At 56.0% G+C, this 26189-nt stretch carries 32 protein-coding genes and 1 pseudogene; 27 read left to right on the top strand and 6 right to left on the bottom strand.

The features are described 5' to 3' along the window. Positions 1–62 precede the first annotated feature (62 nt). The 4 genes from KNP71_RS04340 (at position 63) to KNP71_RS04325 (ending at position 3073) form a co-directional block, all read left to right on the top strand. The gene (locus KNP71_RS04340) at positions 63–398 is read left to right on the top strand and encodes an Asp23/Gls24 family envelope stress response protein (protein ID WP_029594988.1); all 336 of its coding nucleotides are present in this window, start codon (positions 63–65) and stop codon (positions 396–398) included. A gap of 200 nt (positions 399–598) precedes the next feature. Further along, entirely contained in the window at positions 599–1264 is a 666-nt protein-coding gene (gene pgmB, locus KNP71_RS04335; RefSeq protein ID WP_021066537.1) for a beta-phosphoglucomutase, read from the top strand. 218 nt (positions 1265–1482) lie between these two features. Further along, a complete protein-coding gene (locus KNP71_RS04330) occupies positions 1483–1896 on the top strand; it encodes a Rok-like winged helix domain-containing protein (RefSeq protein ID WP_021066538.1) in 414 nt (137 codons plus the stop codon). 124 nt (positions 1897–2020) lie between these two features. Further along, positions 2021–3073 carry a glycosyltransferase family 4 protein gene (locus tag KNP71_RS04325; protein WP_021066539.1) on the top strand — a complete coding sequence of 351 codons (1053 nt, stop codon included), beginning with the start codon at positions 2021–2023 and terminating at the stop codon, positions 3071–3073. Positions 3074–3121: 48 nt separating this feature from the next. Here KNP71_RS04325 and KNP71_RS04320 read toward each other — a convergent pair whose 3' ends face one another. Together KNP71_RS04320 and KNP71_RS04315 are read right to left on the bottom strand one after the other, a co-directional pair. After that, positions 3122–4144, bottom strand: coding sequence for an LCP family protein (locus KNP71_RS04320; RefSeq protein ID WP_029594991.1), 1023 nt, complete (start codon positions 4142–4144; stop codon positions 3122–3124). Positions 4145–4185: 41 nt separating this feature from the next. After that, positions 4186–4827 carry a YigZ family protein gene (locus KNP71_RS04315; RefSeq protein WP_214714103.1) on the bottom strand — a complete coding sequence of 214 codons (642 nt, stop codon included), beginning with the start codon at positions 4825–4827 and terminating at the stop codon, positions 4186–4188. A gap of 174 nt (positions 4828–5001) precedes the next feature. On the opposite strand from KNP71_RS04315, the gene KNP71_RS15990 reads away from it, so the two are divergent. The 6 genes from KNP71_RS15990 (at position 5002) to treC (ending at position 11917) form a co-directional block, all read left to right on the top strand. Further along, positions 5002–6126, top strand: a complete 1125-nt coding sequence (locus tag KNP71_RS15990; protein ID WP_201455031.1) for a sensor histidine kinase — start codon at positions 5002–5004, stop codon at positions 6124–6126. Positions 6127–6151: 25 nt separating this feature from the next. Further along, entirely contained in the window at positions 6152–6844 is a 693-nt protein-coding gene (locus KNP71_RS04305; protein WP_021066543.1) for a response regulator transcription factor, read from the top strand. A gap of 94 nt (positions 6845–6938) precedes the next feature. Further along, positions 6939–7787 carry a DegV family protein gene (locus tag KNP71_RS04300; RefSeq protein ID WP_214830083.1) on the top strand — a complete coding sequence of 283 codons (849 nt, stop codon included), beginning with the start codon at positions 6939–6941 and terminating at the stop codon, positions 7785–7787. A 91-nt stretch (positions 7788–7878) separates the two neighbouring features. Beyond that, positions 7879–8544 (top strand): trehalose operon repressor, encoded by a 666-nt coding sequence (gene treR, locus KNP71_RS04295; RefSeq protein WP_251132748.1) that lies wholly within the window; start codon positions 7879–7881, stop codon positions 8542–8544. Positions 8545–8747: 203 nt separating this feature from the next. Continuing rightward, on the top strand, positions 8748–10196 hold the full coding sequence (gene treP, locus KNP71_RS04290; RefSeq protein ID WP_058764222.1) for a PTS system trehalose-specific EIIBC component: 1449 nt from the start codon (positions 8748–8750) through the stop codon (positions 10194–10196). Positions 10197–10279: 83 nt separating this feature from the next. Continuing rightward, positions 10280–11917 carry an alpha,alpha-phosphotrehalase gene (gene treC, locus KNP71_RS04285; protein WP_214756318.1) on the top strand — a complete coding sequence of 546 codons (1638 nt, stop codon included), beginning with the start codon at positions 10280–10282 and terminating at the stop codon, positions 11915–11917. 54 nt (positions 11918–11971) lie between these two features. Here the strand turns inward: treC and KNP71_RS04280 are convergent, their stop codons facing one another. Beyond that, complete coding sequence (locus tag KNP71_RS04280) at positions 11972–12325, bottom strand: hypothetical protein (protein WP_131472897.1); 354 nt, start codon at positions 12323–12325, stop codon at positions 11972–11974. Positions 12326–12507: 182 nt separating this feature from the next. Here KNP71_RS04280 and KNP71_RS04275 point away from each other — a divergent pair, with 182 nt between their 5' ends. The 11 genes from KNP71_RS04275 to KNP71_RS04225 all read left to right on the top strand — a co-directional run bounded on the left by KNP71_RS04275 (position 12508) and on the right by KNP71_RS04225 (position 20334). Continuing rightward, entirely contained in the window at positions 12508–13665 is a 1158-nt protein-coding gene (locus KNP71_RS04275; protein ID WP_214756320.1) for a helicase-related protein, read from the top strand. Then, complete coding sequence (locus KNP71_RS04270; protein WP_214830077.1) at positions 13662–14330, top strand: ComFC family protein; 669 nt, start codon at positions 13662–13664, stop codon at positions 14328–14330. Before KNP71_RS04275 ends, KNP71_RS04270 begins: the two co-directional genes overlap by 4 nt. 19 nt (positions 14331–14349) lie before the next feature. After that, positions 14350–14733, top strand: coding sequence for a flagellar protein (locus KNP71_RS04265; RefSeq protein ID WP_029595002.1), 384 nt, complete (start codon positions 14350–14352; stop codon positions 14731–14733). Positions 14734–14757: 24 nt separating this feature from the next. Beyond that, a complete protein-coding gene (locus KNP71_RS04260; protein ID WP_021066556.1) occupies positions 14758–15009 on the top strand; it encodes a flagellar biosynthesis anti-sigma factor FlgM in 252 nt (83 codons plus the stop codon). Between the two features lie 112 nt (positions 15010–15121). Beyond that, on the top strand, positions 15122–15478 hold the full coding sequence (flgN, locus tag KNP71_RS04255; RefSeq protein ID WP_029595003.1) for a flagellar export chaperone FlgN: 357 nt from the start codon (positions 15122–15124) through the stop codon (positions 15476–15478). A gap of 12 nt (positions 15479–15490) precedes the next feature. Beyond that, on the top strand, positions 15491–16984 hold the full coding sequence (gene flgK, locus KNP71_RS04250) for a flagellar hook-associated protein FlgK (protein WP_214756325.1): 1494 nt from the start codon (positions 15491–15493) through the stop codon (positions 16982–16984). Positions 16985–16990: 6 nt separating this feature from the next. Further along, positions 16991–17920 carry a flagellar hook-associated protein FlgL gene (flgL, locus tag KNP71_RS04245; protein WP_214716468.1) on the top strand — a complete coding sequence of 310 codons (930 nt, stop codon included), beginning with the start codon at positions 16991–16993 and terminating at the stop codon, positions 17918–17920. A gap of 3 nt (positions 17921–17923) precedes the next feature. After that, positions 17924–18499, top strand: coding sequence for a DUF6470 family protein (locus tag KNP71_RS04240; protein ID WP_131472892.1), 576 nt, complete (start codon positions 17924–17926; stop codon positions 18497–18499). Between the two features lie 15 nt (positions 18500–18514). Further along, positions 18515–18952 carry a flagellar assembly protein FliW gene (gene fliW, locus KNP71_RS04235; protein WP_029595007.1) on the top strand — a complete coding sequence of 146 codons (438 nt, stop codon included), beginning with the start codon at positions 18515–18517 and terminating at the stop codon, positions 18950–18952. Further along, entirely contained in the window at positions 18952–19179 is a 228-nt protein-coding gene (gene csrA / locus KNP71_RS04230) for a carbon storage regulator CsrA (RefSeq protein WP_021066562.1), read from the top strand. The genes fliW and csrA overlap by 1 nt, the downstream gene beginning before the upstream one ends. Before the next feature lie 99 nt (positions 19180–19278). After that, a complete protein-coding gene (locus tag KNP71_RS04225) occupies positions 19279–20334 on the top strand; it encodes a GGDEF domain-containing protein (protein WP_251132744.1) in 1056 nt (351 codons plus the stop codon). 31 nt (positions 20335–20365) lie between these two features. Here KNP71_RS04225 and KNP71_RS04220 read toward each other — a convergent pair whose 3' ends face one another. Then, positions 20366–21280, bottom strand: a complete 915-nt coding sequence (locus KNP71_RS04220; RefSeq protein ID WP_021066564.1) for a YitT family protein — start codon at positions 21278–21280, stop codon at positions 20366–20368. 207 nt (positions 21281–21487) lie between these two features. Between KNP71_RS04220 and KNP71_RS04215 the strand changes: the two are divergent. From KNP71_RS04215 to KNP71_RS04205, 3 genes and pseudogenes are all read left to right on the top strand, one after another. Next, positions 21488–22303: pseudogene (locus KNP71_RS04215) on the top strand (YitT family protein). A 98-nt stretch (positions 22304–22401) separates the two neighbouring features. After that, on the top strand, positions 22402–23355 hold the full coding sequence (locus tag KNP71_RS04210) for a DMT family transporter (RefSeq protein WP_214830074.1): 954 nt from the start codon (positions 22402–22404) through the stop codon (positions 23353–23355). Positions 23356–23357: 2 nt separating this feature from the next. Next, complete coding sequence (locus KNP71_RS04205) at positions 23358–23651, top strand: putative quinol monooxygenase (RefSeq protein WP_131472889.1); 294 nt, start codon at positions 23358–23360, stop codon at positions 23649–23651. A gap of 32 nt (positions 23652–23683) precedes the next feature. Here the strand turns inward: KNP71_RS04205 and KNP71_RS04200 are convergent, their stop codons facing one another. Continuing rightward, complete coding sequence (locus KNP71_RS04200) at positions 23684–24181, bottom strand: hypothetical protein (RefSeq protein WP_021066568.1); 498 nt, start codon at positions 24179–24181, stop codon at positions 23684–23686. A gap of 156 nt (positions 24182–24337) precedes the next feature. Between KNP71_RS04200 and KNP71_RS04195 the strand changes: the two genes are divergently transcribed. From KNP71_RS04195 to KNP71_RS04185, 3 genes are read left to right on the top strand one after another with little or no spacing between them, the layout of a single operon-like run. Continuing rightward, on the top strand, positions 24338–24823 hold the full coding sequence (locus KNP71_RS04195; protein ID WP_214763374.1) for a hypothetical protein: 486 nt from the start codon (positions 24338–24340) through the stop codon (positions 24821–24823). Between the two features lie 58 nt (positions 24824–24881). Next, positions 24882–25709 carry a GNAT family N-acetyltransferase gene (locus KNP71_RS04190; RefSeq protein WP_214830071.1) on the top strand — a complete coding sequence of 276 codons (828 nt, stop codon included), beginning with the start codon at positions 24882–24884 and terminating at the stop codon, positions 25707–25709. Positions 25710–25719: 10 nt separating this feature from the next. Beyond that, on the top strand, positions 25720–26043 hold the full coding sequence (locus KNP71_RS04185) for a hypothetical protein (protein ID WP_214830068.1): 324 nt from the start codon (positions 25720–25722) through the stop codon (positions 26041–26043). Between the two features lie 49 nt (positions 26044–26092). Here KNP71_RS04185 and KNP71_RS15985 read toward each other — a convergent pair whose 3' ends face one another. Continuing rightward, positions 26093–26185: an IS3 family transposase gene (locus KNP71_RS15985; RefSeq protein WP_353048053.1), complete on the bottom strand. Its 93-nt coding sequence runs from the start codon at positions 26183–26185 to the stop codon at positions 26093–26095. Positions 26186–26189 lie beyond the last annotated feature (4 nt).

Genomic DNA, 26189 nt, shown 5'->3' with positions numbered 1-26189 from the left:
AATGGCGGTTTTCCGCTACACTTTAAGGTGGGAAGCGAAACTAGAGTTAAGGAAGTGACACCATGCCATACGAAAATGGAATGCACAGCACTGAAGGAGACGTCAACGTCTCACGCCACGTCGTGGAAATGATCGCCGCTGTCGTGGTCAAAGAGACGAAATACGTGTCGTTCACACAAGAAGATACGAAATTGTCAGAGCGCGCGCTCATGAAGCACGTCAAAGTCGACGAGTCGTCAGAAGGCGTCACAATCAACTTGTCACTTTACATCGCGTACGGTCAATCGATCGTCAAGACGGTGACGGCCGTGCAAGAACGCATCACGCAAGACATGGACACGATGCTTGCCATGACACCGTTATCGGTGAACGTGAAAGTCGTCGGAATCCAATTATAAGTCGTGGGAGAAGCACCTGCTTCTCCTGCTTTTTTATTTTTTTGCGAAAGCGGTTGCATGATGATGGCTTTTTCATTTATAATAGAAATCGAACAAGTGCAACCGTTTGCATCAATGACCAATCGTGCAACGGGTACTTGTCAAGTTCCCTTAATGTAGTCTGACGACAGAAGCATTAGAAGGAAAGGCGGAAAGCATGTATGTCGACGATTGAAGCAGTCATTTTTGATTTGGACGGTGTCATCACTGACACCGCGGAGTACCATTACCTCGCTTGGAAACAACTTGGAGAAGAGCTCGATATTCCGTTTGACCGCGAGTTCAATGAGACGCTAAAAGGCGTGAGTCGGACGGACTCGCTCGAGCGCATCCTCGCGCTCGGTGGAAGACAGGACGATTTCACACCGGATGAAAAAGCGGAACTCGCACAGAAGAAGAACGAGCATTACGTTGAACTCATTCAACACATCTCTTCAGCCGACTTGTTGCCGGGCATCATTTCATTCCTCGATGAAATTAAAGAGGCTGGTCTCAAAATCGGAATGGCTTCGGCTTCTAAAAACGCATTCGCGGTCGTAGACGCACTTGGTGTCCGTCATTACTTCGATCACATTGTCGATGCAGCAACTGTCGCCGAATCAAAACCACATCCCGAAGTGTTTTTGAAGGCTGCCTCTGCCCTTGGCGTGAAACCCGAACATGCCATCGGCGTTGAAGACGCAGCTGCAGGCGTAACTGCAATCAAAGCGGCAAACATGTTTGCTGTCGCCGTCGGGGAAGAGTCGATGCTCGGTCATGCAGACCTCATCGTTTCTTCGACCGATGAACTCTCGCTCGCACGCATCCTCGAACGCGTCGGCGCGTAAAGACTACGATCATCTTCCGTGAGATGACGACTGCCCCGAACAGTCGTCATCTTTTTGTGTTGGTCCAAAAGACCTAAAATAGATAGAAATGCCTAAAAATAGATGACAAGTACATTACAAAACCGTTACACTTTTATATGGGAACAAGTAATAACTGGTAATAATTGATGAATTTGGGTGATGGGGAACATCAATTAGGTGTAGAGGAGGATTTGTGCATGGAATCTACAAACGTGAATGAAAATATTTATCGGGAACTGATGGAGATCGAAGAGTCGTATCGCCAGCTGCAACGCCGGGCCGAGTATTTGATTTCGGAACTGAACCGGAACAAGCGGGAAGAAGAATCGCTACTCGATCCGTCAAAACGAATGCGCCCACGTCGCGTCAATCAACGTTATCCACTCGAGGTCTATGTCCATCAGGTAACAGACCTGTTGAAGGAACGGAAGACGATGAGCGTGCGGGACATTCAAATGGAGCTCGAGTTGCGTTATCGTCACCACATTAGCAATATTTACCAGCTAATGGTGAAAATTGAGTCCGTCAATCCTGACATCAAAAAAGTAGGACGCGGGTTATATACATACGAAGCCACGGATGACGTGACGACGCACCCGGCCCACGCCTGACCAGACCCGACGAGATTCACTCGTCGGGATTTTTTGTTGTAACATTTCTGATACGTCTCGCCTCACGGGAAATATGCTATAATTCGCCAGAGTCTATTTTTTTATGAGAGAGGAACGTTGGCCCATGTTATGGATTGCCATGTTGGTCAGTTTTGTGATGGCCATCTTGATCACGCCGCTCGTTCGCCGGTTTGCTTTTCTGATCGGAGCGGTCGATCACCCGAACGCCCGAAAAGTACATTTACGGACGATGCCACGGATCGGCGGCCTCGCCATCTTCATCGCTTTCTTTATCGGCTATGCGCTCCTATTGCCGACGAGCCGTTATAACGATGCCATCTTGATTGGGGCGGTCGTCATCCTGTTGACCGGTTTGATTGATGATCGCTTCCAACTGACGGCCCGCGTCAAACTGATGGGCCAGATGATCGCGACGGTCATCGTCTTGAACTCAGGTATGCGCATCGAATTGATTAACCTGCCGTTCGACCAACAGCTGTATCTCGGTTCGTGGAGCATCCCGGTGACGGTGCTCTGGCTGATCGGCATCACGAACGCCATCAACTTGATCGACGGTCTCGACGGACTCGCCGCCGGGGTCTCGAGCATCGCCCTCGGGACGATCGCGCTGCTCGCAATCATCCAAGGGAACGTTTATTTGACGATGATGGCGCTGTTGCTCCTGGCGAGCACGCTCGGCTTTCTCGTCCATAACTTCTATCCAGCGAAGATATTCATGGGCGACACCGGGGCGCTCTTCCTCGGCTATATGCTCGCCGTCTTCTCCTTGATCGGATTCAAGAACGTGACGCTGTTCTCGCTCGTCGTCCCGGTCCTCTTGCTCGGTCTGCCGATCTCGGACACGATTTTTGCGATCGTCCGTCGGCTCGTGCAAGGGCGTCCGCCGATGTCGCCTGATAAGTCGCATATGCATCACCAGTTAATCGATATGGGCTTCACGACGCGGCAAGCCGTCCTGCTCATGTATGGGATGACGTTCTTCTTCGGCATCGCCTCGATTCTGTTCGCGAAGACGACGATGCTCGGAGCCATCATCACGTTCGTCATCGTCCTGATCGTCATCGAGCTGATCGTCGAGTCGACCGAGTTGATTCACCCGAACTATAAGCCGATTATCCAGACGTCCCGGCGTCTGCTCGGACGACCGAAGACATGAAGCATCAACAAAAGCCCAAGGACATCGTGTCCTTGGGCTTTTGTTTGGTCAGTAGGTCGTCGTCTCGCTGAAACCGTCTTCCGTTTCATTCAAGCCGTCGCCGGTTCCGTTGTCACTGTCTTCCGCCGTCACCGGCAGGCCGAGCTCGCTCTTCAAGAGTGTGCGTTTCTCGCTCAAGTCGGCAGGGTCGAGTTCGTAGTAATACACACCGCCGAGCGTCAAGTCACCGCCTGCGAGCGTCTCTTGGTTGAACGACCGGAGCGACTTCGTGTACGGCTGCAGCTGTGACGCCTCGGACAAGGACATATTCGTTCGGATGTTATCGCCGACCGCATTCATGATCCGGTTGAGCTTCGTGAACGAATTGATCGTCGTCGCCTCGTTGATGATGGCCTCGAGCACCTGCTGTTGACGTTTCGCCCGTCCGACGTCACCCTCGGGGTCGTCTTTGCGCATGCGCGCGTAGGCGAGTGCTTCTTTTCCATCTAACATTTGGACGCCAGGTTCGAGCTCGACGTTGCCGGTCGCCCGGCCCGAGATCGGGACGAGCACATCGACCTCGACGCCGCCGACCGCATCGACGAGATCCTCGATGCCGTCAAAGTTGATCGTCGCGTAGTAGTCGATCGGAATGTCGAACAGCTTCTCGACCGTCGCAATCGTCGTGTCGATGCCGCCGTAGGCGTAGGCATGGTTGATCTTGTCTTTGAACTCGCCGTCCGTCGTCACGATGTCGACGTATGAGTCGCGCGGGATGCTGACGAGCGTCACTTGGCGCGATTCCTTGTTGAACGTCGCCACCATGAGCGAGTCGGTCCGTCCTTCCTCGAGCGAGGCACCGCCATCGACGCCGGCGAGTAGGACGGAGAAGTGATCTTTCGTCAGGTCGACCGTCTCTTCCCGACGGTCCGACTTGTCACCTCGTGTCAGCTCGCTGTTCGTGTTCTCCGCCGTCTCGTTCGCCTTAAAGACGAAGTAGCCGAAGGCCGACCCGCCAATCAACAGGACGAGGCCGAGCACGAGCAGGACGATCTTCCACACGGGGCGTTTCTTGCGGGAGTCTTGTTCCATGTCGTCTCCTCATTTCATTCGTTTCCTTTAGTATACGTGACCTACCGCACAAAATCACGTTCGATGATGCGCTGGTCCTGGGTCTCGAGTCCCCCTTGTCCGTTCGTCAAATCGACGAGCCATGCCATCGCGGCCTCGGTCTCTTCGACCGGAACCGAGATGTGGAACGTGACGGTGTCCGCGTAGACGATGTCGTCGAGGAGGTACGACGATTGCCGCAGTTCATTCTCGACCTTGCCGATCCAGCCGTAATCGACCGTTAGCGTCAAGCGTTGCATCGGGATGCGCTCGACGATGCCGACCGCGTCGAGACCTTCGCTCACCGTGCCACCGTAAGCGCGGATCAGTCCGCCGCCGCCGAGCTTGATGCCGCCGAAGTAGCGGGTGACGACGACGACCGTGTCTTTCAACTCGCGTTTCCGGAGCACTTCGAGCATCGGCAGCCCGGCCGTCCCGCTCGGCTCGCCGTCATCGTTCGCTTTTTGGAACTCGTTCCGTTCGCCGATGATATAGGCCGAACAGTTATGATTGGCGTTCCAATGCGCCTTCTTGATGGCTTGGATGAACGCCTGCGCCTCCTCTTCGGACGTGACCCGTTTGAAGTGGGCGATAAATTTTGACTTTTGAATGACGACCTCGTATTCTCCGTCTTGTTTTATAGTATAATTTTGTTCAGCAGACATTTCTGAAAATTCTCCTTTCTATTTTTGAATATTTTTTTTAAAATTCAAGTAGGCGTCAACGCCAGTTGCGGCGAAAGGGAAGGAGAGCCTCCAAGTTTCACTGTAAACGAACGTTCCGCAGACGATAATAGGAATAGATGAGGACTTACTACCGAATTATTAGGGGATGGCATCGTGAATCATATTACCGATCGTACAGCTTTAGAACATATCATAACAAATATGATTGATACGGTGACGGAAAGTAAAGAGGAGATCGTCCGGATTACCGAGAGTTCGGCCAACGAATATTCGTTGATTCAGAACGAACTGAAAGAGTTGACGCAAAAGATTGAGTTTTACATCGAGGAGTCGGAACGGCTCGACCTGCTCGTGAAAGCGGCGAAGAACAAACTCGTCCAAGTGAGCAAGAAGTTTCATATACATAGCGAACAAGAGATTCGGGAGGCGTACGAACGCGCCAACCAAATGCAGCTCGAGCGTTTTCTCATCCAAAAAGAAGAGATGGCCGGCCAACAGCGTCGCAACGACCTTGAGCGCCGCCTGCTCATCCTCGAGGACACGATTGAGCGGGCCGACAAGCTCGTCAGCCGCGTCTCCGTCGTGCTGAACTTCCTGCGGGACGACCTGCAACAAGAGTACTCGGACATGATGAAGAAGCAAGAGATGGCAATCAGCGTTTTTGAAGCGGCCGAACGTGAACGTCGTCACCTCGCCCGTGAAATGCACGATGGACCAGCGCAATCGCTTGCCCACATCTTGATTCGGGCCGACTTGATCGAGAAGACGTTCGACAAGCGGGGGAAAGACGAGGCGTTCGCCGAACTGCACGAGCTGAAACGCCTCATCCGCGGCGCGCTCGTCGACGTCCGGCGTCTCATCTACGACCTTCGTCCGATGTCGCTTGACGACCTCGGTTTCTTGCCAACGCTCGAACGGTATCTCCATCAGACTGAGGAATACACGGCCATCAAGACCCGGCTCAACTACCGGGGGTCGCGGGCCCGACTGCCTGAGAAATTGGAGATTAACGTGTTCCGGCTCGTCCAAGAGGCCGTCCAAAACGCGATCAAACATTCGAAGACGGCGGAGATTATCGTCAACGTCGAGCAAGCGCATGATGCGATACATATTCATGTACGCGACCATGGGGTCGGATTCGTGCCGAGTTCGATTGGCGAAGAGTCATTCGGGATCGTGGGGATGCGAGAACGGATCGAGCTGGTGAACGGAAGCATGACCATTGATTCGGAAGTCGGCAAAGGGACAGTCGTCCGCATGTCGATTCCGATCACGTAAGACAAGAACAAGGGGGAGTATCCAGATGGAACAATTACAAACACGCATCGCGATTGTGGATGACCATGAGCTGTTTCGAGAAGGCTTGAAACGGATTTTTGATTTAGAGGACGAGTTCACGGTCGTCGCCGAAGGACGGACCGGGATCGAGGCGATTCGCATCGCCGCGGACCACAAGCCGGAAATCTTGATTCTCGATATCAACATGCCTGAATTGAACGGGATTGAGGCGACGAAACAGTTGTCGGTGCTCTCACCAGAGACGCGCGTCCTCATCTTGTCGATTCACGACGATGAGTCGTACATCACGCATGCACTCGAAGCCGGAGCATCTGGGTTCTTGCTCAAAGAAGTCGCATCGACCGAGCTCATCTCGGCCGTGCGTTCGGTCGCAAAGGACGGGGCCTACTTACACCCGAAAGTGACGACGAACGTCTTGAAAGAGTACCGTCGTTTACTCCAATTCAAAGGCGAACAGGCTGGCCGTAACGTCGAGAGCCGTACCGACGATCCGGTATACCAATTGCTCTCACGCCGTGAAGTCGAAGTGTTGCACTTGCTCGCCGAGGGCCGCTCGAACCGCGACATCAGCGATATGCTGTTCATCAGCGAGAAGACCGTCAAGAACCACGTCTCATCTGTACTCCGCAAGATGGAAGTGAACGACCGCACACAAGCCGTCGTCGATGCCATCCGTCGCGGATGGGTCGAGATTTGACCTCGACCGATGCAATACATCGTTTTTATGCTACAATATGGAATGGAATCCACATTCAATTGGAAAATGAAACGATGTAAAGTGAGGATATAGCATGGGAAACATAGCCATTTTGACCGACAGTACCGCCTATTTGCCGGCCGAATTTTGTGAGCGCCACGACGTCCACGTCGCACCGCTCAGCGTGATTTTTGACGGGGAGTCGTTCCGCGAAGCCGTCGATATCACGACCGAGGCTTTTTATGACCGGATCGAGGCAGGGAACTTGCCGACGACGTCCCAGCCGAGCATCGGTGAAACGATTGAACTGATTGAGCGTCTCCCGAACGAGGTGACGGACGTGATCGCGATCACGCTCTCGAGCGGCATCAGCGGGACGTATCAATCGATGATCGCCTTGAACGACATGGTCGACGTCAACGTCCACGCATTCGATTCGGAGATCTCATGTATGCCTCAAGCGTTCCTCGTCGAGGAAGCGATTCATTTACGCGATGCAGGCGCGTCGGCGCAAGAAATCATGGCTCACCTTGAAAAGATGCGCGAGTTGATTCGGGCGTACTTCGTCGTCGATGACCTCGACCACCTCCAACGAGGCGGCCGACTCAGCGCGGCGCAAGCGCTCGTCGGGTCGTTCCTTCAAATCAAACCGGTGCTGCATTTCCAAGACCGGATGATCGTCCCGTTTGAGAAGATTCGAACGTACAAGAAGGCGGTCCGTCGCATCGAAGAGATGATGGAACAGTCGATTCAAGGCGACGGGGCAGGCTACTGTATCGGCATCATCCACGCCAACTGCCCGGAACGTCAGGCTGAGGAAATCGCCTCGATGAAACAGAAGTTTCCACAGGCGCATGTCACGGGCGGTCATTTCGGACCGGTCATCGGGACACACCTCGGACCAGGCGCGATCGGCATCACGTGGTATCGCCGCGAATGGTAAACAAAAGACGGCCATCTGGTCGTCTTTTTCGATAGAGAGGAGTGAGCCTGTGGCCAAATATCGTCAAATCTATGAGCGCCTCGCCGAGCGGATGAAGACGGGCGAGTATGCGGCGGAATCGAAACTGCCGTCCGAGACCGAACTCATGCACGAGTACGAGGCGAGTCGAGGGACGGTCCGGAAAGCGCTCGATTTGCTCCAAGAGCACGGCTACGTCCGGAAGCATCACGGGAAAGGCGTGTTCGTGCTGCGGCGCGATCAAATCGAATTCCAGTTCAACGGTATCGTCAGTTTCTCGGAAGTGTACGCCAGCATGCTCGGTCGCTCGATTCAGACATCGGTCGCCTCGTTCGAGGACATCGAGGCGCCGGCGTGGCTCGCCGACCGGATGAACTTGACGCCGGGGACACGGATGTACCGGATTGAGCGGGTCCGCAACTTCGACGGTGAGAACGTCATCTTGGACGTGAACTATTTCGTCAAAGACCTCGTGCCCGGCCTGACAGAAGAGATCGCCGCGCAATCGATTTACGCCTATGCCGAGCACGAGCTCGGGATGCAAATCAGTTACGCCAAACGGAAGATCGCGGCCGAGGACGTGACCGAGCTCGACCGGTTGCGGCTCGATCTGCACGATTATGAATACGTCATCGTCATCACGAACGACACGTTCCTCTATGAGGGCAGACAGTTCGAATATACCGAGTCCCGCCACCGGCTCGACAAGTTCCAGTTCAGCGATGTGGCGCGCCGATAAGGCTCCTTTTTCGAAAGGAGTCTTTTTTGTCGTTTTGAATCAAGGCAAGAGGGAACAAAAATACTGAACGCCTGTCACATAGTTGTCACACCTAACTTATATAGATAAGTTGTTGACAGGACTTATCTATATAAGTTAAACTTTGTTTGTACTCATAAGTAACCGTTTTCAACAAACGTTTTCAAACAAAGGAGGCCTACAATATGAAGGCAGATTATCGTCAAATCGCCGCGGATATCCTTGAAGCCATCGGGGGCAAGGATAACGTCGACAAAGCAGCACACTGTGTCACGCGGCTCCGTCTTTCGTTGAAAGACCAGTCGCTCGTCAATGAAGCGAAAGTGAAAGAAGCCGATCTCGTCAAAGGCGCATTCGAAAACTCGGGTGTGTATCAGGTCGTCATCGGGGCCGGGGACGTCGAGCGTGTCTACGCCGAGTTCATCAAACTCGCTGGGCTTGAAGCGGCGACGGTCGCCGAGGTCAAATCGTCTGGCGGCAAGAAGATGAACCCGCTCCAGAAACTCGTCAAAGTGTTCTCGGACGTGTTCATGCCGATCATCCCGGCCATCATCGTTGCCGGTCTATTGATGGGGATTAACAACTTGCTCGCCTCAGAAGGACTGTTCGTCGAAGGTGCGACGCTGATTGAGGAATATCCGAACCTACAAGGGTTATGGGATCTCGTCAACATGATGGCGAACACGGCGTTCGTCTTCCTCCCGGCACTCGTCGGTTGGTCGGCGACGAAACGGTTCGGCGGCAGCGAAGTGCTCGGGATCGTCATGGGTCTCTTGCTCGTCCACCCGGATCTCTTGAATGCATGGGGTTACGGACAAGCAGCGCTGGAAGGCGACGTTCCGACGTTCAATATCCTCGGCTTGTTCGAAATCGAGAAAGTTGGCTACCAAGGTCAGATTCTTCCGATTTTGGCCGCGGCCTTCATTTTGAGCCATATTGAGATTTTCTTGAAAAAACATGTACCGAATGCGATTCAATTGCTCGTCGTGCCAATCACGACAATCGTCATCACTGGTTTCCTTGCGCTTTCGATTGTCGGACCGCTCACACGTGGCCTCGGTAACTTGATTGCAACAGGAATCGTCAACGTATTCGAAGCGGTACCGGTCGTCGGGGCACTCCTGTTCGGTCTGCTCTACGCACCACTCGTCGTTACCGGGATGCACCACTTGTTCCTCGCCATCGACCTGCAGCTCATCGCGGAGACGAACGGGACGTTCCTCTGGCCGATGCTCGCTTTGTCGAACATCGCCCAAGGTGCAGCCGCACTCGCGATGTTCCTCGTGTTCAAACACGACGCCAAACAAAAGAGTATGGCTTCGACGTCATCGATCTCGGCATTCTTCGGGATTACCGAGCCGGCCATGTTCGGGGTGAACTTGCCGAACAAGTTCCCATTCTACTCGGCGATGATCGGGTCGGCCGTCGCGGCGGTGTTCATCACATTGAACGACGTCCAAGCGTTCGCTGTCGGGGTCGGGGGTCTTCCTGGATTCCTGTCGATCTTCACCGATAAGATTCTCATCTTTATCGTCGGGATGGTCATCGCCCTCGTCATTCCGTTCGTGTTGACGCTCGCCCTGTCGAAACGTTACATGAAAAAAGGCGAGATCGAGAAAAACAAAGTCGCATAAGAAGATTACTGACAAGGGGAGGGACGGAGGTTCTTCCCCTTTTCCTATCGAAATGAAAACTCTTACAAAAGGAGACTACATCTATGACACAACCAAACTGGCGCAAATCCGTCGTCTATCAAATCTATCCGAAAAGCTTCTATAGCCCGGAAGGCAATGCCACCGGCTCGATCAAAGGGGTGACGGCGAAGCTCGATTACTTGGCCGAGCTCGGCATCGAATACATTTGGATGACCCCGGTGTACAAGTCGCCGCAAAACGACAACGGCTATGACGTCAGCGACTATTACGCGATCGATCCATCATACGGGACGATGGACGATCTCGACGAGCTCGTCCGCGAGGCCGAGGCGCGTGGCATCGGGCTCATGATGGATATCGTCGTCAACCACTCCTCGACCGAGCATGAATGGTTCCAGAAGTCGCTCGCCGGGGACGAACGGTATCGCGACTACTACATCTGGCGCGACGAACCGACGAACTGGGAGTCGAAGTTCGGCGGCAACGCCTGGAAATATGACGAAGCGAGCGGTCAGTACTACCTTCACTTGTTCGACGTGACCCAGGCCGACTTGAACTGGGAGAACGAGCAGATGCGCGAGGACGTCTATGAGATGATGCGCTTCTGGCGCGACAAAGGCATCAAAGGGTTCCGCCTCGACGTCATCAACTTGATCTCGAAGCAGCAGGACTTTCCGCAAGACGACTCGGACGGCCGCAAATTCTATACGGACGGGCCGCGTATCCATGAATATTTGAAAGAGATGAACCGCGAGGTGTTCGACGGCCACGACGTCATCACGGTCGGCGAGATGTCATCGACGACGCTCGACCACTGCGTCCGCTACTCGAGCCCGGACGAGCGCGAGCTCAGCATGACGTTCAGCTTCCATCACTTGAAAGTCGACTATCCGAACGGCGAGAAGTTCGTCGCCGCCCCGTTCGACTTCATCCAACTGAAAGACATCATGTCGACGTGGCAGGAAGGGATGCACGGCAAGGGCTGGAACGCCATCTTCTGGTGCAACCATGACCAGCCGCGCGTCGTCAGCCGGTTCGGCAACGACACCGACCATCGCGTCGAGAGCGCGAAGATGCTCGCGACCGTGCTCCATGGCCTCCAAGGGACACCGTACATCTATCAAGGCGAGGAGATCGGCATGACGAACCCAGGCTTCGACTCGCTCGACGAGTATCGTGACATCGAGACGCTCAACGCCTATAACTTGAAACGCGAACAGGGCGTGTCGCACGAGGACATGATGGCCGCCATCAAACAGAAGTCGCGCGACAACTCGCGGACGCCGATGCAGTGGGACGCGACGCCGCACGCCGGCTTCACGAGCGGGACGCCGTGGATCAACGTGGCGCCGAACTATACCGATGTCAACGTCGAGACGGCGCTCGACGACCCGAACTCGGTGTTCTACCACTACAAGAACTTGATCTCGCTCCGCAAAGAGTTCGACGTGTTGACGGACGGGGACTATACGCTCCTCACACCGGACGCGCTCGACGTCTGGGCGTACACGCGGAAGACGGAAGACGAGGAAGTGCTCGTCGTCGCCAACTTCTACGGCCCTGAGACGACGTATGAGATCCCGGCAGGTTTCTCGCAGGCCGAGGTCGTCAGCCACAACTATGACGTGCCGCAGCTCGACGGGACGACGTTGTCGCTCCGGGCGTATGAGGCGATCATGTTCTACAAGCGGAACGCATAACGAGAAAAACTCGCCAGACGAAAAATCGTCTGGCGAGTTTTTTGATTATAGGTGTTAGTCGAAGGCGTCGCGTCTGTCCAATGACCGTGAGACGTTCGCGACATCCCCGATATTGTCGTCCACGACGTCTCCGGCTCGAGTGACGCGAACCCACAACTCAGCTTCGACATGGGACGGGGACGCGAACAAGACGTAATACTTCGCATCGTACAGGGATAAGTACGTCACGTCGGTCACGACGAGTTCCATCTCGGGATACGTCGTGTCGACATACGTTTCGGCTGCTCGGACGGCTCGTTGTTCGGCCGCCTCACTGCCGTTCAGCACATACCACACCCACCAACCGAGACAGAACACGGCCATCATTCCGAGTACGGTCAAGACGTTATGAAGCGGTCGTTTGTGCATCGGACACCTGCTTTCCAATTATTGGACTACGCTTAGTATAAAAGAGATGTTGCACCGTTCGCCTCGGTCGTAAGTCGCAAATGGCTCAGGTTCCGTACGGGAATGGTGCCGCTACATGCTGACAACGCCTCATGTCCGACGGCTTCTCATATGATATCCTCATTCAAAAAGGACTGATTGTATTGGGACAACTCATCATCGCTCCGACCGGCACGCCCGCCATCCGCTTCGGCATCTGTCAACGCTGTCTGAGCGCGGACACCCGCTCGTTCACGTGCCACCACGGTGCGTGCCGCTATTGCCGGAATTGCCTCCATCTCGGCCGTATCTGTCAGTGCGACCGTCTCGGGGAAGAAGACATCACGACACCGGTCGAACCGACGGAACTCGTCATGCCGTTCGAGCTGTCGACCGACCAGCAACACATCAGCCGGCAGTTGCTCACCTGGTGGGAATCTCGGACGAGCGGGCTCGTCCATGCCGTCTGCGGAGCCGGGAAGACGGAGATGACATTCCCGGTCATCGCGCGCGTCGTCAATGAAGGGAAGCGTGTCCTCATCGTCTCGCCGCGCCGTGACGTCGCCATCGAATGGGTCGACCGGCTCGAGGCCGCCTTCTCCGTCCCGGTCACCCGGCGCTACGGGGGCGGGGACAAGGACACGATTGGGATGATCACTGTCGCGACGGCGCCGCTGCTCGTGAACTTACGACATGTCTTCGATTACGTCCTCGTCGATGAGTCTGATGCCTTCCCGTTCGCCTTCGATTTGGCACTTTGGTGGACGCTCCGCCGAGCCGGGAAAGGCCTATTCTTGTTCGTGACGGCGACGCCGACCGTCTGGCAGCGCCAGTTTCCGACCGTGCAGCTATCGCGTCGCTATCACGGCCACGACTTGCCGGTGCCGCGACTCGTCCGTGAGACGGGGCAAGCCATCCTCGACTTCAGCGGGCAATACGAGGGGTCCCCACGTTTGCTGTTCGTCCCGACGAAGCCGGACCTCGTCCGTTATGGGGAACTGCTCGCGGCGAACGGGTTCGGCTACCAGGCCGTCTCGGCAGATACCAATGAGCGGACGGATACACTCGAATGGCTCGAGGCGACGAACGGGATCGTGCTCGCGACGTCGATTTGGGAGCGGGGCATGACCGTGACCGGGGTCAACGTCGCCGTCCTCGACAGCAGCCACGCCTTGTTCTCGTCCCGCGCCCTCGTCCAGATGGCAGGGCGGGCCGGTCGGAAACCGACCGCGCCGACCGGGGATGTCGTCTTCTTCTACCACGAGCGCACGTTCCGGCAAGACCGGGCCATCCGCGAGATCGAGGAGGCGAACCGGCGATGAATTGTCTCGTCTGCCGGAAACCGTTCACCGTCCCGTGGAGCCCGGCGACGTTGTTGAAGCGAGACTGGGTCTGCCCGGACTGCGAGGGGAGATTGACCCCGATCATCTCGGGCTGCCCGCGCTGCGGTCACCCGACCACGGACGGGGCGACGTGTCCTGACTGTATCCGTTGGCTCGCCCTTGGTCTCGACTTGACCGTCCGTTCGCTCTTCGCTTATGACGAGTCGGGCGCGAATTGGCTCCACCGTTATAAGTTCGGCGGCGACGTCGTTCTGGCGCGACAGCTACGCAATGTGCTGCGAGCGACGCGAGAACCAGGGGTCGTCTACGTCCCGATTCCGCTCAGTGAGGAGCGGATGCGGACACGGCGTTTCAATCAGGCGGAGCTGCTCGCAAGGATGATTGGACCGACGGAGCAGGTGCTCGTCAAATCCGAGGTTTCGAGTCAGCGTGAACTTGGGAAAGAAGAAAGGCGGCACCGTACGAATCCGTTCGCTGTACAGCAGTTGCCACGCTGTGGCAAAATTGTCCTCGTCGACGACGTCTATACGACGGGGACGACGCTCCATCAGGCGGCGCTCACCTTGCGCTGGGCCGGGGTGGAACAAGTTTCTGCCGTTTGCCTGTTCCGGACGCTAAACAAATTAAAAATGCGTCCGATATAAAGGGCAGAGGTGAATGACTGTGGAAGCAACAACTTGTCAAACGTGCGGACGGCTGTTCATGAAACAAAGCCGCTCGCCATACTGCCCATCCTGCGCGGAAGTCGATTTCCAAAACTTCTTGAAAGTCCGGGACTTCATCCGCGAACCCGCCAACAAACAGACGACGATCGGAGCCCTCGTCGAAGCGACAGGCGTCTCCGAACTTGATATCACGCGATACATCCATGAAGGACGCCTGATCATCAAGGACAATCCGTCACTGAACATCGCCTGCGTGCGTTGCGGCAATCCGACGAACCAAGGAAAGGTATGCGCGGACTGTCAGACCGACATGCAGCAAGAACTGAAAGGGCTACAAGCCAGCGTCACGAAACAGAGCGTTCGCGCTTATCGTTTGGATTAACAACTGAGAAGAGGGGGGACACGTATGCGCATCGATTCTGCAAAGTGGGTACACTTACCGAACACTTACGAGAAGAAAACGCAACCTGAGACGAAGCCCGAGCTGACACGCCAAACGGACCAATTATCGATATCGGCCGAAGCCCGCGCCCGGTTTGAAGAACCGGTGAAACACCCGGAGCGTCTGGAAAAAATCAACGCCTTGAAGGCGGAGATTAACGCCGGGACGTATTCACGGGACGCGCGCGACATCGCCAAACGCTTTCTACAAGGATGAATGAAAGCGGGGTCCGAGGGAGACCTTCGCATAAATAAGATGGCACGGAAGCTGACTAAACAAGGGACACCCTTTCTTTAGTCGGCTCTTTTTTTGGACAAAGGAGAGACTTATGCTCACATTACATACACGTTTACTCGAACTGGCTTATGACAAAGAACGACTGCTCGTCAACGGAGACATGCCCGCTTTTAGCGCACTCGTCAAGGAAGAGGCGACGATTCTCCGACAAATCAAACAAAAAGAAGCGGAACGACTTCAAGGAACGCTCGTTTTGGACGATGAAGAGAAGGAAGCGTTACGACCGGTCGTCCTCGAGCTGAAACGGCAGAATGAACTGAACGCCGTCCTGCTCGAACAGTCGCTCCGGTATATCGAATGGCATTTGGACATGCTCATGCCAGAGGCAGATGATTTCACGTACGGTCAACAGGCGCTCGAGACGCGCTCGTTCAGCCGGGATGTATAAGGAGGAAGTTTGATGGGCTCAACATTTATGGGATTAGAAACGGCGCGACGCAGTTTAACGACGCACCAATGGGCGCTCCAGGCGACGGGGAATAACGTCGCCAACGCCTCGAATCCGGGTTACTCGCGCCAACGCTTGTCACTCGGCATGACCGAACAACTCAGCGTCAACTTCGGGGGAACGAAGGCCGGGCAGTTCGGGACTGGTGTCCGCGGCGAGACGCTCGCCCGAATCCGCGATTTGATGATCGACCAGCAATACCGCGACGAGTCGGTGAAGAACGCCTACTACGCGACGAAAGAGGCGGCGTTCGGTCGGATGGAGGATATCGTCAACGAGCCTTCCGAGACAGGGCTCGCCAAATCGCTCGACTTGTTCTGGGCCTCGCTCCAAGACTTGTCGGTCAACCCGGATGACGCCGGCGCGCGCAGTGTCGTGCGCCAACGGGCGATGACGCTCGCTGAGACGTTCAACTACATGTCGTCCTCGCTCCAAAAAGTGCAGGCCGACCTCGCCTCAGAAGGTGACGTCGTCGTCAAGAAAGTGAACGACTTGATGACAAAAATCAGTCAGGTCAACCGTCAAATCGGGGATGCGGAGCCGCTCGGCGTGCTTCCGAATGAACTGTATGACGAACGTGACCGCTATATGGACGAGCTCGCCCAATACATGGACTTCACACGCGTCCCGGTCGACTATACGAACGGGGAGTCGCGCGGTAACTCACAAAAAGTCGCTGAGGGCCGCATCGACATCGTCGTCTCGATCAATGGCGTCGACCACAAACTCGTCGACGGCATCAACGGCACGGTCGGATCGTTCGACGGTCTCGATATGACCGATGCAAGTGGAGCGGACGTGGCACTCACGCACGCCACGATGCCGAACGGCAAATGGAAAGCGCTCGTCGAGATGTACGGCACGGACACGCCAGAATCAGGCAGCGTGAACGGCGTCTACGCGACGATGTTGAAAGACTTGGACGAGATGGCCGGCAAGTTCGCTTCGGCGTTCAACACCGCCCATAGCACAAACATGGACGCCAAAGGCAACGCCGGAACGGCGAACTTCTTCGAAGGGACGGCGAGCGCTGCGACAATCAAAGTGAGCGACGCTATCATGAACAACCTCGACTTGATCGCCGCTTCTCAAGATGGCAATATCGGGGACGGCAGCGGGGCCCTCGCTTTGGCAAACTTGAAGTCGGCCACGCTCAGCTTCGACGGGTCGGTCCAGACGGACACGTCGATCGGCAAATACTATCAGAACGTCATCGGCAACATGGCCGTCGCCGCCGACCAGAGCGGACGCCTCGCCCAGAGCACATTCGCACTCATGGCGAGCTCGGACCAGCGCCGCCAAGCGGTGAGCGCCGTGTCGCTCGACGAAGAGATGACGATGATGATCCAATATCAACACGCCTATAATGCGGCGGCCCGCAACATCACGGCTGTCGACGAGATGCTCGACAAAATCATCAACGGCATGGGTGTCGTAGGGAGGTAATGCTTGATGCGAGTCACACAGACGATGCTCACACAGACGAACTTGAAACATTTATCGAGCAGTTATAACAAGCTCGCCCAAGTCCAGGAACAGCTCATCAGCGGGAAACGGATTCAGAAGGCGTCCGAGGACCCGGTCGTCGCCATGCAGGGCATGCGCTACCGGACCGAGGTGCGCGAGGTCGACCAGTTCCGCCGCAACGTCAGTGAAGCGACGAGCTGGATGGACTTGACCGATTCGACATTGAACGAAGTGACGGAAGCCGTCAAACGGATTCGTGAATTGACGACACAGGCGGCAAACGACACATACGAGTCGTCACAGCGTCAAATCATCCAGAGTGAGGTCAATCAGTTGATTGAACACATCGGCTCGCTCGCGAACGCGAAGTCGGGCGAGAAATATATTTACAACGGCACGAAGACGGACCAGCCGCTCGTCGACATGGACGCCTTGAAGGCGTTCCTTGCCGACCCTAACGGGGACGTCAACAGCATCTACCCAGGCGGGGCACCGGCCGCGAGCGGGAAAGTCGCCTTCGAAGTATCGAAAGGCATCACCGTTCAAGTGAACATGCAGCCGGAGACGGTGTTCGGCAGCGACGTGTTCGCCGGACTGCACGACCTCGTCTCGAAATTGGCCGACCCGAACACGACTGGTGAAGTGCTCTCGAACGAGCTCGCCGACCTCGACGTCATCGCCCAAAACTTGATCACGGAGCGGGCCGAGCTCGGCGCGCGTGCCAACCGGTTAGAACTTGTCGACAACCGCCTGCAAGAACATGAGATTATCGCCAAGACGATCATGTCCGATAACGAGGACATCGACATCGAAAAAGTCATCATGGAGCTCAAGTCTCACGAGACGGTGCACCGGGCCGCGCTATCGGCCGGGGCCCGGATCATCCAACCGACGCTCCTCGACTTCCTCCGGTAAGCGATGAATATCGCCCGGCTTGAGATGCGGCAGACGCAGGCCGCCATCCAAATCACGTCGAACCGGCCCCACCTCGAGATGCGGCAAGGCCGGGCCGATGTGTCGATGACGCAAGGCAAGGTCGAGATGACCCAACAGACGACAGGTGGTACGCTCGAGGTCGACTCGTCGGTCGCGCGCAGTGAAAGCAACTTGAAGGCGGCGCTCGAGCTCGGGCGCCATTTCGGTCAGCTCGGGGAACAGGCGGCCCGGGAAGCGACATCGACCACGGCCCGGGACGGGGACCGGCTCATGCGCATCGAGAACGGCAACCCGATCGCCGCGATGGCCGCTGAGAAGACGAGCGCCCCGTACCCGGTCGTCGACATGGACTTCATGCCGAAGTCGCTCGACCGCGTGAAGTTGACGTATACGCCGGCGGATGTCAAAATCGAGTGGAACCTGACGCCGGCACAGATTGATGTATCACTCACCCCGGCCGACATCTCGTTCACGCCATGGACGACGGACATCTCGCTCCGTCAACAGGCATCGCTCGAGATGTGGCCGGTCGGTGGCATGTATGATGAGACGCGTTGAAAGTGAGGACAACCCATGTTCATTGAGACAGACTATTTTGGCAAGATTGAAGTAAATGAAGACGAGACGATCTCGTTCGTCAGCGAGATTCCCGGGTTCCCAGAATCGAAGACGTTCGCCCTCATCCCGTACGGCGACGAGCTCCCGTTCTGGTCGCTCCAGTCGCTCGAGGATCCGGCCTGCGCCTTCGTCGTGACGAACCCGTTCTGGCACAAGTCGGACTATGCGTTCGAGTTGACCGACGGCGCGAAAGAGCAGCTCGGCATCGATGAGGCGGAACACGTCTCGGTGTATGCCATCGTGACGCTCCGCGATCCGTTCGACGCCTCGACGCTCAACTTGAAGGCCCCGATCGTCATCGAGACGAAAGAGCGGCGTGGGAAGCAGGTCATCTTGGATGACGTCTACCCGGCTCGGTTCCCGCTCGGCGGTCAGAAAGAAGAGGTGCGCTGATGCTCGTATTGAAACGAAAACAAGGCGAGGCCATCCATATCGGGGACGATGTGACGCTCACCGTGCTCGCCATCGAAGGCGACCAGGTCAAGCTCGGCATCGATGCCCCGCGCCATATCGATATTCATCGCCACGAGGTGTACGTCCAGATGCAGGCCGAGAACGAATCGGCCCGCGACAGCGCCAACTTGATGAAACAGATGATGCAAAACAAGTCGGAAGCGTGAGCTTCCGGCTTTTTAGCTGTCCTAAAATTTGGATAGGGTGACATGTGTCACTTTTGTACGATAGGATAGGAGGAAATAAATGGCGGGAGAGGACAAGGCTTGGGTCAAGTCATCAACATTTTTTTCATCAATGTCAGTATCATCTATCTCGTTTTATCGCTGGCCCTGTATCTCATGCGCCAGCTGTTGCCGATTCAGGCAGGTTCTCCTTATGCGGTCCGCATCTGGTTCGGTCTCGCCATGGGGCTCGCGGCCGTACTGTTGACGGTCAACTCGTTTCAAGTCGGAGAGGCAAGGGTCGACCTCCGGATTATCCCGCTCGCGCTCTCAGGCGCCTATGCCGGACCGGTCGGGGTCGCCGTCACGATGGGGCTGACTCTTCTCGGTCGCTTCGGTCTCGACGGCATGACCGACCAATTCATCCGCTCGTTCGGCACGCTCGGCTTGTTCTTCGTGTTGTCGCTCGTGTTAAATCGACTGGTGATGCGACGCGGTCACTTGTATTCGGCCTATCTCGTGTTCGGGGCCGTGCTCGTCTTGTTTCGGATTGCGGGTAATGTCCCGATCCAGGCGTTCACGACCGTGTTCTTGCCGTATTTCGTCATGACGTTCCTCGGCGGTTGGATGTGTTACTGGGTCGCGAAACAGATTGAGACGCACCTGCGCATGTTCCGGCTGCATACGCAGCGGGCGACGATTGACGAGCTGACGGGTCTCCCGAACCGCTATATGACGCTCGAACGATTGAACGAGGTCGAGATGTCGGGTCTCCCTTGGGCGCTGTTCGTCATCGATGTCGACCGGTTCAAGCAGTTGAACGATACATATGGCCATCGGGCCGGTGACGCGGCGCTTCATCACATCGGTCAAACGTTACAGGCGAACTGTCCGCCGGACGGCTTCGTCGGGCGCTACGGCGGGGAAGAGTTTCTGATGGTGCTCGAGGATGCCGGTGACGTCCGGGTGATCGCGGACGACATCGTCACGGTCATCCGCGACACCCCGTTCTCGTTCGAAGGGATGCACATCCCGATGACGGTTTCGCTCGGAGCATCGCTCGCCGGGGCCGAGCCGGGCACGGTCGTGTTCGAACGGGCCGACGCCGCCCTTTACGCGGCGAAGACGAGCGGGCGCGATCAAGCAAAAATCGGATAAACAAAAAATCGGTCCCGGGGGGCCGATTTTTTTAGTGGATATTTTTCTTTTTGAACTGGCCGCCCCGGACGTCATGGATATTGCCGATGGCGAGGAACGCCTTCTCGTCATAGTCGTCGAGGATGTCCTTCAATTTCGTTTCTTCTAATCGACTGATGACGGTGAAGACGACTTTCTTGCCGTCGCCCGTATAGGCCCCTTCACCGTGCAAGTACGTCACGCCCCGGCCGAGCCGGTCCATGATGGCCTGACCGATGTCGTCCGGCGCCGTCGTGATGATCCACGCCGCCTTCGACTGGTCGAGTCCCTCGAGCACAATATCGATCGTCTTGAAGGCGACGAAGTACGTGATGAGCGAGTACATCGCCCGGTCCCAGCTGAAGACGAAGCCGGCCGTCCCGAGGATGAAGATGTTGAAGAACATGACGATTTCGCCGACGGAGAACGGGAGCCGGTCCGTGAACGACACGGCTAAAATCTCGGTCCCGTCGAGCGACCCACCGGCCCGGATGACGAGGCCGATGCCGGCTCCGAGCAGGAAGCCGCCGAACACGGTCGACAATAGCAGGTCGTCCGTGAACGGCTCGATCGTATGGAGCAAAATCGTAAAGCCGGACATGAGCATGATGGCGATCAACGTGACGATGGCGAACGTCTTTCCGATTTGGCGATAGCCGAAGAAGATGAACGGCAAGTTGAACAGGACGAGCCAGATGGCGAGCTTCGTTTCCGTCAAATACGACGTGATGATCGAGACGCCGACGATGCCGCCGTCGATGATTTGGTTCGGGACGAGGAACGCCTCAAGCCCGATGGCGAAGATGAACGACCCAATCAACAGGAGTAGCCCCTTGGCGAGGAGTTCGGTCGGTTTGATCGGATTGTGGACACGTTTCAAACGGAGCACTTCCTCCGGAGACGGGGAAGGCATCGGTGGACGCTGCATCGGGGGTCACTCCTTTTTCTTTTCAGTATAGCAAACCTCACACGGGATGAAGCAGAAGCGGCAGAGAATCTGACACAAGTTTTTCATCGACACCGAAGATGTTATTCTACTATTTTTTTATGCTAGACTAGGAAAGTTGAAATCAAAAGGAGGACGTTACTCATGAAACGTGACAATCGAGCCTGGCTCATGGGCTTTCAAATCATCATGAACATCATCGGCGGAATGATCGCGGCGTACGGCCTCGAATCGGTGTTGATCCCGAACAGCGTATCGGGCGGGGGCATCACCGGCATCAGCATCGTCGGCTCCCAACTGACGGGTGTCCCGCTCGGCGTGTTCCTTGGCATCCTGAACATCCCGTTCGTCTATCTTGGCTATAAGCAGATTGGGAAGAGCTTCGCCATCCTATCGGTCACGGGCATCGCCTCGCTCTCGGTCGGGACGGTCATCATGCACCGCGTCCCGACGATCATCGATGGGGACACGCTCCTCGTCACGGTCGTTGGCGGAATCATTCTCGGGCTAGGGATGGGGCTGTCGCTCCGGAACGGGGGCGCGCTCGACGGCATTGACATGCTGGCCGTCCTGTTGTCGAGGAAGTTGCCGTTCGGGACGAGCGACTTGATTCTCTTCTTGAACGTGTTCGTCTTCATCGTCGTCTCGACGGTGTTCGGCCTGCAAGGAGCGGTCCTGTCGGCCATCGCCTACTTCATCGCCTCGAAAGTGATTCATATCGTCGAGGAAGGACTGAGCGGTGCGAAGACGTTCAAAATCATTACGAGCGTACCGGACGTCATGGTCGAGACGGTACGGGACCGGCTCGGCCGGAGCGCCACGCTCAACCAGATTCAAGGCGCGTACTCAAAAGAGTGCTAATACGAGATCACGTGCGTCATCAACCGGCTCGAGGAGCGGAAGATGAAGGAGATCATCAACCAAGTCGACCCCGAGGCGTTCGTCGTCGTGTACGAGGTGTCCGAGGTCAAAGGTGGGAATTTCCGAAAACGCGATATTCATTGAGACGAATCAAGCAGCCGGCGCTGCTTGATTTTTTTGGTGGAGGCAGGGAAATGCGGGACGGATAGGGAACAAGTGGGGATTCAGAAAGGAGAGAACGTATGCGTCCATTGTTATTAGGTGTGCTCGCCGCCTTGTTCTTTGCGAGCACGTTCGTCTTGAATGAATCGATGCAGGTCGGCGGGGGCAGTTGGGCGTATAGCGCCTCGCTCCGCTTCCTGTTCATGATCCCACTGCTCATGCTCGTCGTGGCCATCCGGGGTGGCATGACGCGGGTACGTCGCGCCATCGTCGACGAGCCGTGGCCGTGGCTCGTCTGGGGGACGGTCGGATTCGGTCTGTTTTACGTCCCGATCTGTCTCGCCGCTGAGGTCGCCCCACCTTGGCTTATCGCCGGCACGTGGCAAGTGACAATTATCGCCGGGGCGCTGTTGTCACCGCTGTTCCGCCGGAGTGACGGGACGCGGGAGCGGATTCCGTGGACGGCGCTCCGCTTCTCGGGACTCATCCTGTTCGGCGTCGTCTTGATGCAAGTCGAGTTCCTCGCCGACTTTGAGCCGCGTTTCCTATGGATTGGGGTGGTGCCGGTATTGATTGCCGCATTCGCCTATCCGCTCGGCAACCGGAAGATGATGGCCCACACCGACCTCGACGTGTTCGAGCGTATCCTTGGTATGTGTATCGGTTCGCTCCCGGTCTGGCTCCTCCTGTTCGGTTACGGGTTGACGACGGGGGCGCCATCGAGCTCGCAACTGACGCAGACGCTACTCGTCGCACTGTTATCGGGCGTCGTCGCGACAGTGCTCTTCTTCAAGGCGACCGACCTCGTCAAACACGATATGGGGAAACTGGCCACGGTCGAGGCGACCCAGGCGCTCGAGGTGCTGTTCGCGCTCATCGGCGAGTTGATTTTTCTCCAAGCGCATCTGCCGTCCGGACTGTCGCTCATCGGCATCTCGCTCGTCATGGTCGGGGTCGTGCTGCATAGCCGTAGCCAATTCAACGTAAAGGAAAGTTTGGTGCCGGCGGCGAATCGATATGACAAGGAGGGATGAATATGTCCTATGGATTGATTGGGAAACTGACGGCCGTACCAGGTGAGCGCGAGACGCTACTCGCGATTTTGCTCGAGGCGGCTACGGCGATGGAACGAGAGCCGACGTGCGCGGCGTACCGGGTGAACGTCTCGCTCGACGATGAGTCGATCGTCGTCTATGAGGTGTGGGCAAGTATGGAGGCGCATCAACAATCGCTGTCGCTTGAGACGACGCAGACGTTGATTGGGAAGGCGAAACCGATTTTGGCCAATATCGAGCGCTTGGCGGTGTTCGAGACAAGGAACGGACATTAAAAAAATCCACGTCCGAGGACGTGGATAGGTGGTCAAGCTTTCGTTAAGCTGCCTTTTACTTGCTCATAAAACTCGTCCATCATTCCAGTCCGGCTACCGAGCTGGCAGATGAGTTCGAGCGTCTCTTTATAGAACTTTTTGACGAGTCCTTTGTTTTTGATGTTGTCCATCGACGCCATCGTCTTGTCGAGGTTTTGGAGAATCTCTTCGATCTGGTCGTCCGAGTCCGGTTTGACGACTGTCATATTGTCCGGGATTTTGACGACTTTGTCTTGCTCCTGATGACGGAACGACGCGCCGAAGCCAAGGTTCTCGATGAACAAGTGCGGCATCACTTTCTGACCGAAGAACTGCTTATGCCATTCTGTCGCTTTCATCGTGTCCATGTCCTGTTTGAACGTGGACGCAGTCGAGACGTACTTTCTGAACAGGTCGGTCATGAACTTCTCAATGACCGGGATTTGAAGGGCGAAGACGTTCTTTAAGAGCGCGTCGAGCTGTGCGCGTGACAATTGTTGTTCGTTTGACATGTCAGTTCCTCTTTTCTATAATGCGATACTTTTATCGTATGGGATTGCGGAACGTGCGTCAACGCATCGCTAAACATTTTTTCAGAATATTTAATGATTTAAGGGCATTTTGTGCGATAATCGTCTCATGGCAATTCTAAAGAGGAGTGAATCCACATGAACAAAACAATGAAATGGGCGGTCGCGCTCGGCGTGACGGGTGCCCTCGTCGCAACGGTCGGTGTCGTCTCGTCCCGGGGACGGACTGACGATACGACGCAGACGATCCGTGACCGTGAGCTCGGTTATGAGATCATTCTCCCGTCGAAAATCGTCGAGGCGATTGAGCGTGGGGACGTCTATATCGAGAAGGCGCAAGACGTCGTCGATGTCGGCGATCAGAACAGCTACGGCACGTTCGACCTCTACTATAACGTCGAGGACGGCGACGACCAGTTGTTGTTTCATTTGGACTTGATTGACCGTGAACTATCGGAAGCGGCGTTCGCAGAGGAAGTCGGCTACGGCAACTACCTCGGTGCGAGCGACAAGACGTTCTTCTGGGTCGAACCGACCGAGGCCGTCCCGGGTGCCGAGGCGCACACGGATGAGATCGCGGAGCTGCTTGAGACGCTTCCGGAGCTCGAGTTCCGTACGTTATGAGCCTGCCCGCTACGGCGGGCTTTTTCGATTGTGCTACAATATGACGTGAGGTGATCACATGAATTGGACAGTAGAAGAAGTGAGACAAGCAGAACAGGTGGCGGCGCTCGAGGCAGCGGTCAATGCATTTGACAAGATTGACGTGAAACTCGGACATGTGGCGGTCGGTCAGAACGATTACGCCGTCTATGATGGTGACACGCTCGTCGGCTATATGATGCTCTTCCCGTATCTCCCGAACGAGTACGAAGTGAACGCGCTCGTACATCCGGACTACCGGAAACAAGGCGTTTTCACGGCACTTTTGGAGACGGCGAAGCAGGACGCGACACAGAACGGCTGTGAGGCGTTCACGTTCGTCATCGACCGTAAATCGAAAGACGGCAAGGCGGTCATCGACCATCTCGGCGCGGCGTACCAGTTCTCGGAATACAACTTGGTTCTCAAAAAAGCCGAGCTGTTCTTGAAACCGAACGAGGTCTCGCTCCGCGAGGCGACGGAAGCGGACCGTCCGCTCATCATCGAGACGCTCAGTGAGGCGTTCGGCGACCCGCTCGACGTGACGGAGAACATCTATCAACAGATCGACACACCGGACCGAGTGACGTACATCGGTGAGGTCGACGGTCGTCCCGTCGGTGTCATCCGGGCCCTGCTCGCAGGCGAAGATGCCGGCAGCATCCACGCGTTCGGCGTCAAGGTGGACGAGCAAGGCAAAGGGTATGGCACGAAAATGTTGAAGCAGATGGTCCAGCAGCTGTTCCGCATGGGCCGGACGAAGCTCGAACTCGATGTCGAGACGGAGAACAAGGCCGCGCTCGAGATTTACAAGCGGGCCGGGTTCGCGGAGAACGGCGGCTATGAGTTCTATCTGTTAGAGCTGTGAGGTGGGACAAATGGTTCGGAATTTAAAATGGCTCGGTGCTGCCTTCGAGGCGTTCCTCGGTATACCAGCAATCGGTGGTCTGTTCATCATCAGTATGGGCTATACGCCGCTCGGGTTCATGCTCGTGTTCCATATCGTCTTGCTCGTTGTTTCGCTGTCGCGGCTGAAACGAATTTCGGTCGGGGCACTCGTCGGCATTACGGCATCGGTGCTCGGGTTCATCCCGTTCCTCGGCATGATGCTACATTGGGCGGCTGCGATCGCACTCGCGATTGATGCGCTCCTGACCTCACGCGAACAGGTGCACATGACAAAAGAAGATGACCGTTTTTAAGGAGGATAGACTGACCTAGCTATATGAGACACTAATAAAAACACCTTGATTAGGCTGCCGCCACACCATATTTTATCGGTGTGAGGTAGCCTAATTTTTCTTGGATACGTTCTTCGTTGTAGTAAGTTAAGTAATTATTCACCCGC

This window comes from Exiguobacterium sp. s56, from assembly GCF_018618255.1.
In the GTDB taxonomy this organism is placed as follows: domain Bacteria; phylum Bacillota; class Bacilli; order Exiguobacteriales; family Exiguobacteriaceae; genus Exiguobacterium; species Exiguobacterium chiriqhucha.
This window is presented reverse-complemented; position numbering and strand designations above follow the sequence as displayed.

Excerpts from the sequence above, each read along its gene's own strand:
- KNP71_RS04340 (WP_029594988.1), top strand. The coding sequence starts at position 63 with ATGCCATACGAAAATGGAATGCACAGCACTGAAGGAGACGTCAACGTC.
- pgmB (WP_021066537.1), top strand. The coding sequence starts at position 599 with ATGTCGACGATTGAAGCAGTCATTTTTGATTTGGACGGTGTCATCACT.
- KNP71_RS04330 (WP_021066538.1), top strand. The coding sequence starts at position 1,483 with ATGGAATCTACAAACGTGAATGAAAATATTTATCGGGAACTGATGGAG.
- KNP71_RS04325 (WP_021066539.1), top strand. The coding sequence starts at position 2,021 with ATGTTATGGATTGCCATGTTGGTCAGTTTTGTGATGGCCATCTTGATC.
- KNP71_RS04320 (WP_029594991.1), bottom strand. The coding sequence starts at position 4,144 with ATGGAACAAGACTCCCGCAAGAAACGCCCCGTGTGGAAGATCGTCCTG.
- KNP71_RS04315 (WP_214714103.1), bottom strand. The coding sequence starts at position 4,827 with ATGTCTGCTGAACAAAATTATACTATAAAACAAGACGGAGAATACGAG.
- KNP71_RS04305 (WP_021066543.1), top strand. The coding sequence starts at position 6,152 with ATGGAACAATTACAAACACGCATCGCGATTGTGGATGACCATGAGCTG.
- KNP71_RS04300 (WP_214830083.1), top strand. The coding sequence starts at position 6,939 with ATGGGAAACATAGCCATTTTGACCGACAGTACCGCCTATTTGCCGGCC.
- treR (WP_251132748.1), top strand. The coding sequence starts at position 7,879 with ATGAAGACGGGCGAGTATGCGGCGGAATCGAAACTGCCGTCCGAGACC.
- treP (WP_058764222.1), top strand. The coding sequence starts at position 8,748 with ATGAAGGCAGATTATCGTCAAATCGCCGCGGATATCCTTGAAGCCATC.
- treC (WP_214756318.1), top strand. The coding sequence starts at position 10,280 with ATGACACAACCAAACTGGCGCAAATCCGTCGTCTATCAAATCTATCCG.
- KNP71_RS04280 (WP_131472897.1), bottom strand. The coding sequence starts at position 12,325 with ATGCACAAACGACCGCTTCATAACGTCTTGACCGTACTCGGAATGATG.
- KNP71_RS04270 (WP_214830077.1), top strand. The coding sequence starts at position 13,662 with ATGAATTGTCTCGTCTGCCGGAAACCGTTCACCGTCCCGTGGAGCCCG.
- KNP71_RS04260 (WP_021066556.1), top strand. The coding sequence starts at position 14,758 with ATGCGCATCGATTCTGCAAAGTGGGTACACTTACCGAACACTTACGAG.
- flgN (WP_029595003.1), top strand. The coding sequence starts at position 15,122 with ATGCTCACATTACATACACGTTTACTCGAACTGGCTTATGACAAAGAA.
- flgK (WP_214756325.1), top strand. The coding sequence starts at position 15,491 with ATGGGCTCAACATTTATGGGATTAGAAACGGCGCGACGCAGTTTAACG.
- flgL (WP_214716468.1), top strand. The coding sequence starts at position 16,991 with ATGCGAGTCACACAGACGATGCTCACACAGACGAACTTGAAACATTTA.
- KNP71_RS04240 (WP_131472892.1), top strand. The coding sequence starts at position 17,924 with ATGAATATCGCCCGGCTTGAGATGCGGCAGACGCAGGCCGCCATCCAA.
- fliW (WP_029595007.1), top strand. The coding sequence starts at position 18,515 with ATGTTCATTGAGACAGACTATTTTGGCAAGATTGAAGTAAATGAAGAC.
- csrA (WP_021066562.1), top strand. The coding sequence starts at position 18,952 with ATGCTCGTATTGAAACGAAAACAAGGCGAGGCCATCCATATCGGGGAC.
- KNP71_RS04220 (WP_021066564.1), bottom strand. The coding sequence starts at position 21,280 with ATGCAGCGTCCACCGATGCCTTCCCCGTCTCCGGAGGAAGTGCTCCGT.
- KNP71_RS04210 (WP_214830074.1), top strand. The coding sequence starts at position 22,402 with ATGCGTCCATTGTTATTAGGTGTGCTCGCCGCCTTGTTCTTTGCGAGC.
- KNP71_RS04205 (WP_131472889.1), top strand. The coding sequence starts at position 23,358 with ATGTCCTATGGATTGATTGGGAAACTGACGGCCGTACCAGGTGAGCGC.
- KNP71_RS04200 (WP_021066568.1), bottom strand. The coding sequence starts at position 24,181 with ATGTCAAACGAACAACAATTGTCACGCGCACAGCTCGACGCGCTCTTA.
- KNP71_RS04195 (WP_214763374.1), top strand. The coding sequence starts at position 24,338 with ATGAACAAAACAATGAAATGGGCGGTCGCGCTCGGCGTGACGGGTGCC.
- KNP71_RS04190 (WP_214830071.1), top strand. The coding sequence starts at position 24,882 with ATGAATTGGACAGTAGAAGAAGTGAGACAAGCAGAACAGGTGGCGGCG.
- KNP71_RS04185 (WP_214830068.1), top strand. The coding sequence starts at position 25,720 with ATGGTTCGGAATTTAAAATGGCTCGGTGCTGCCTTCGAGGCGTTCCTC.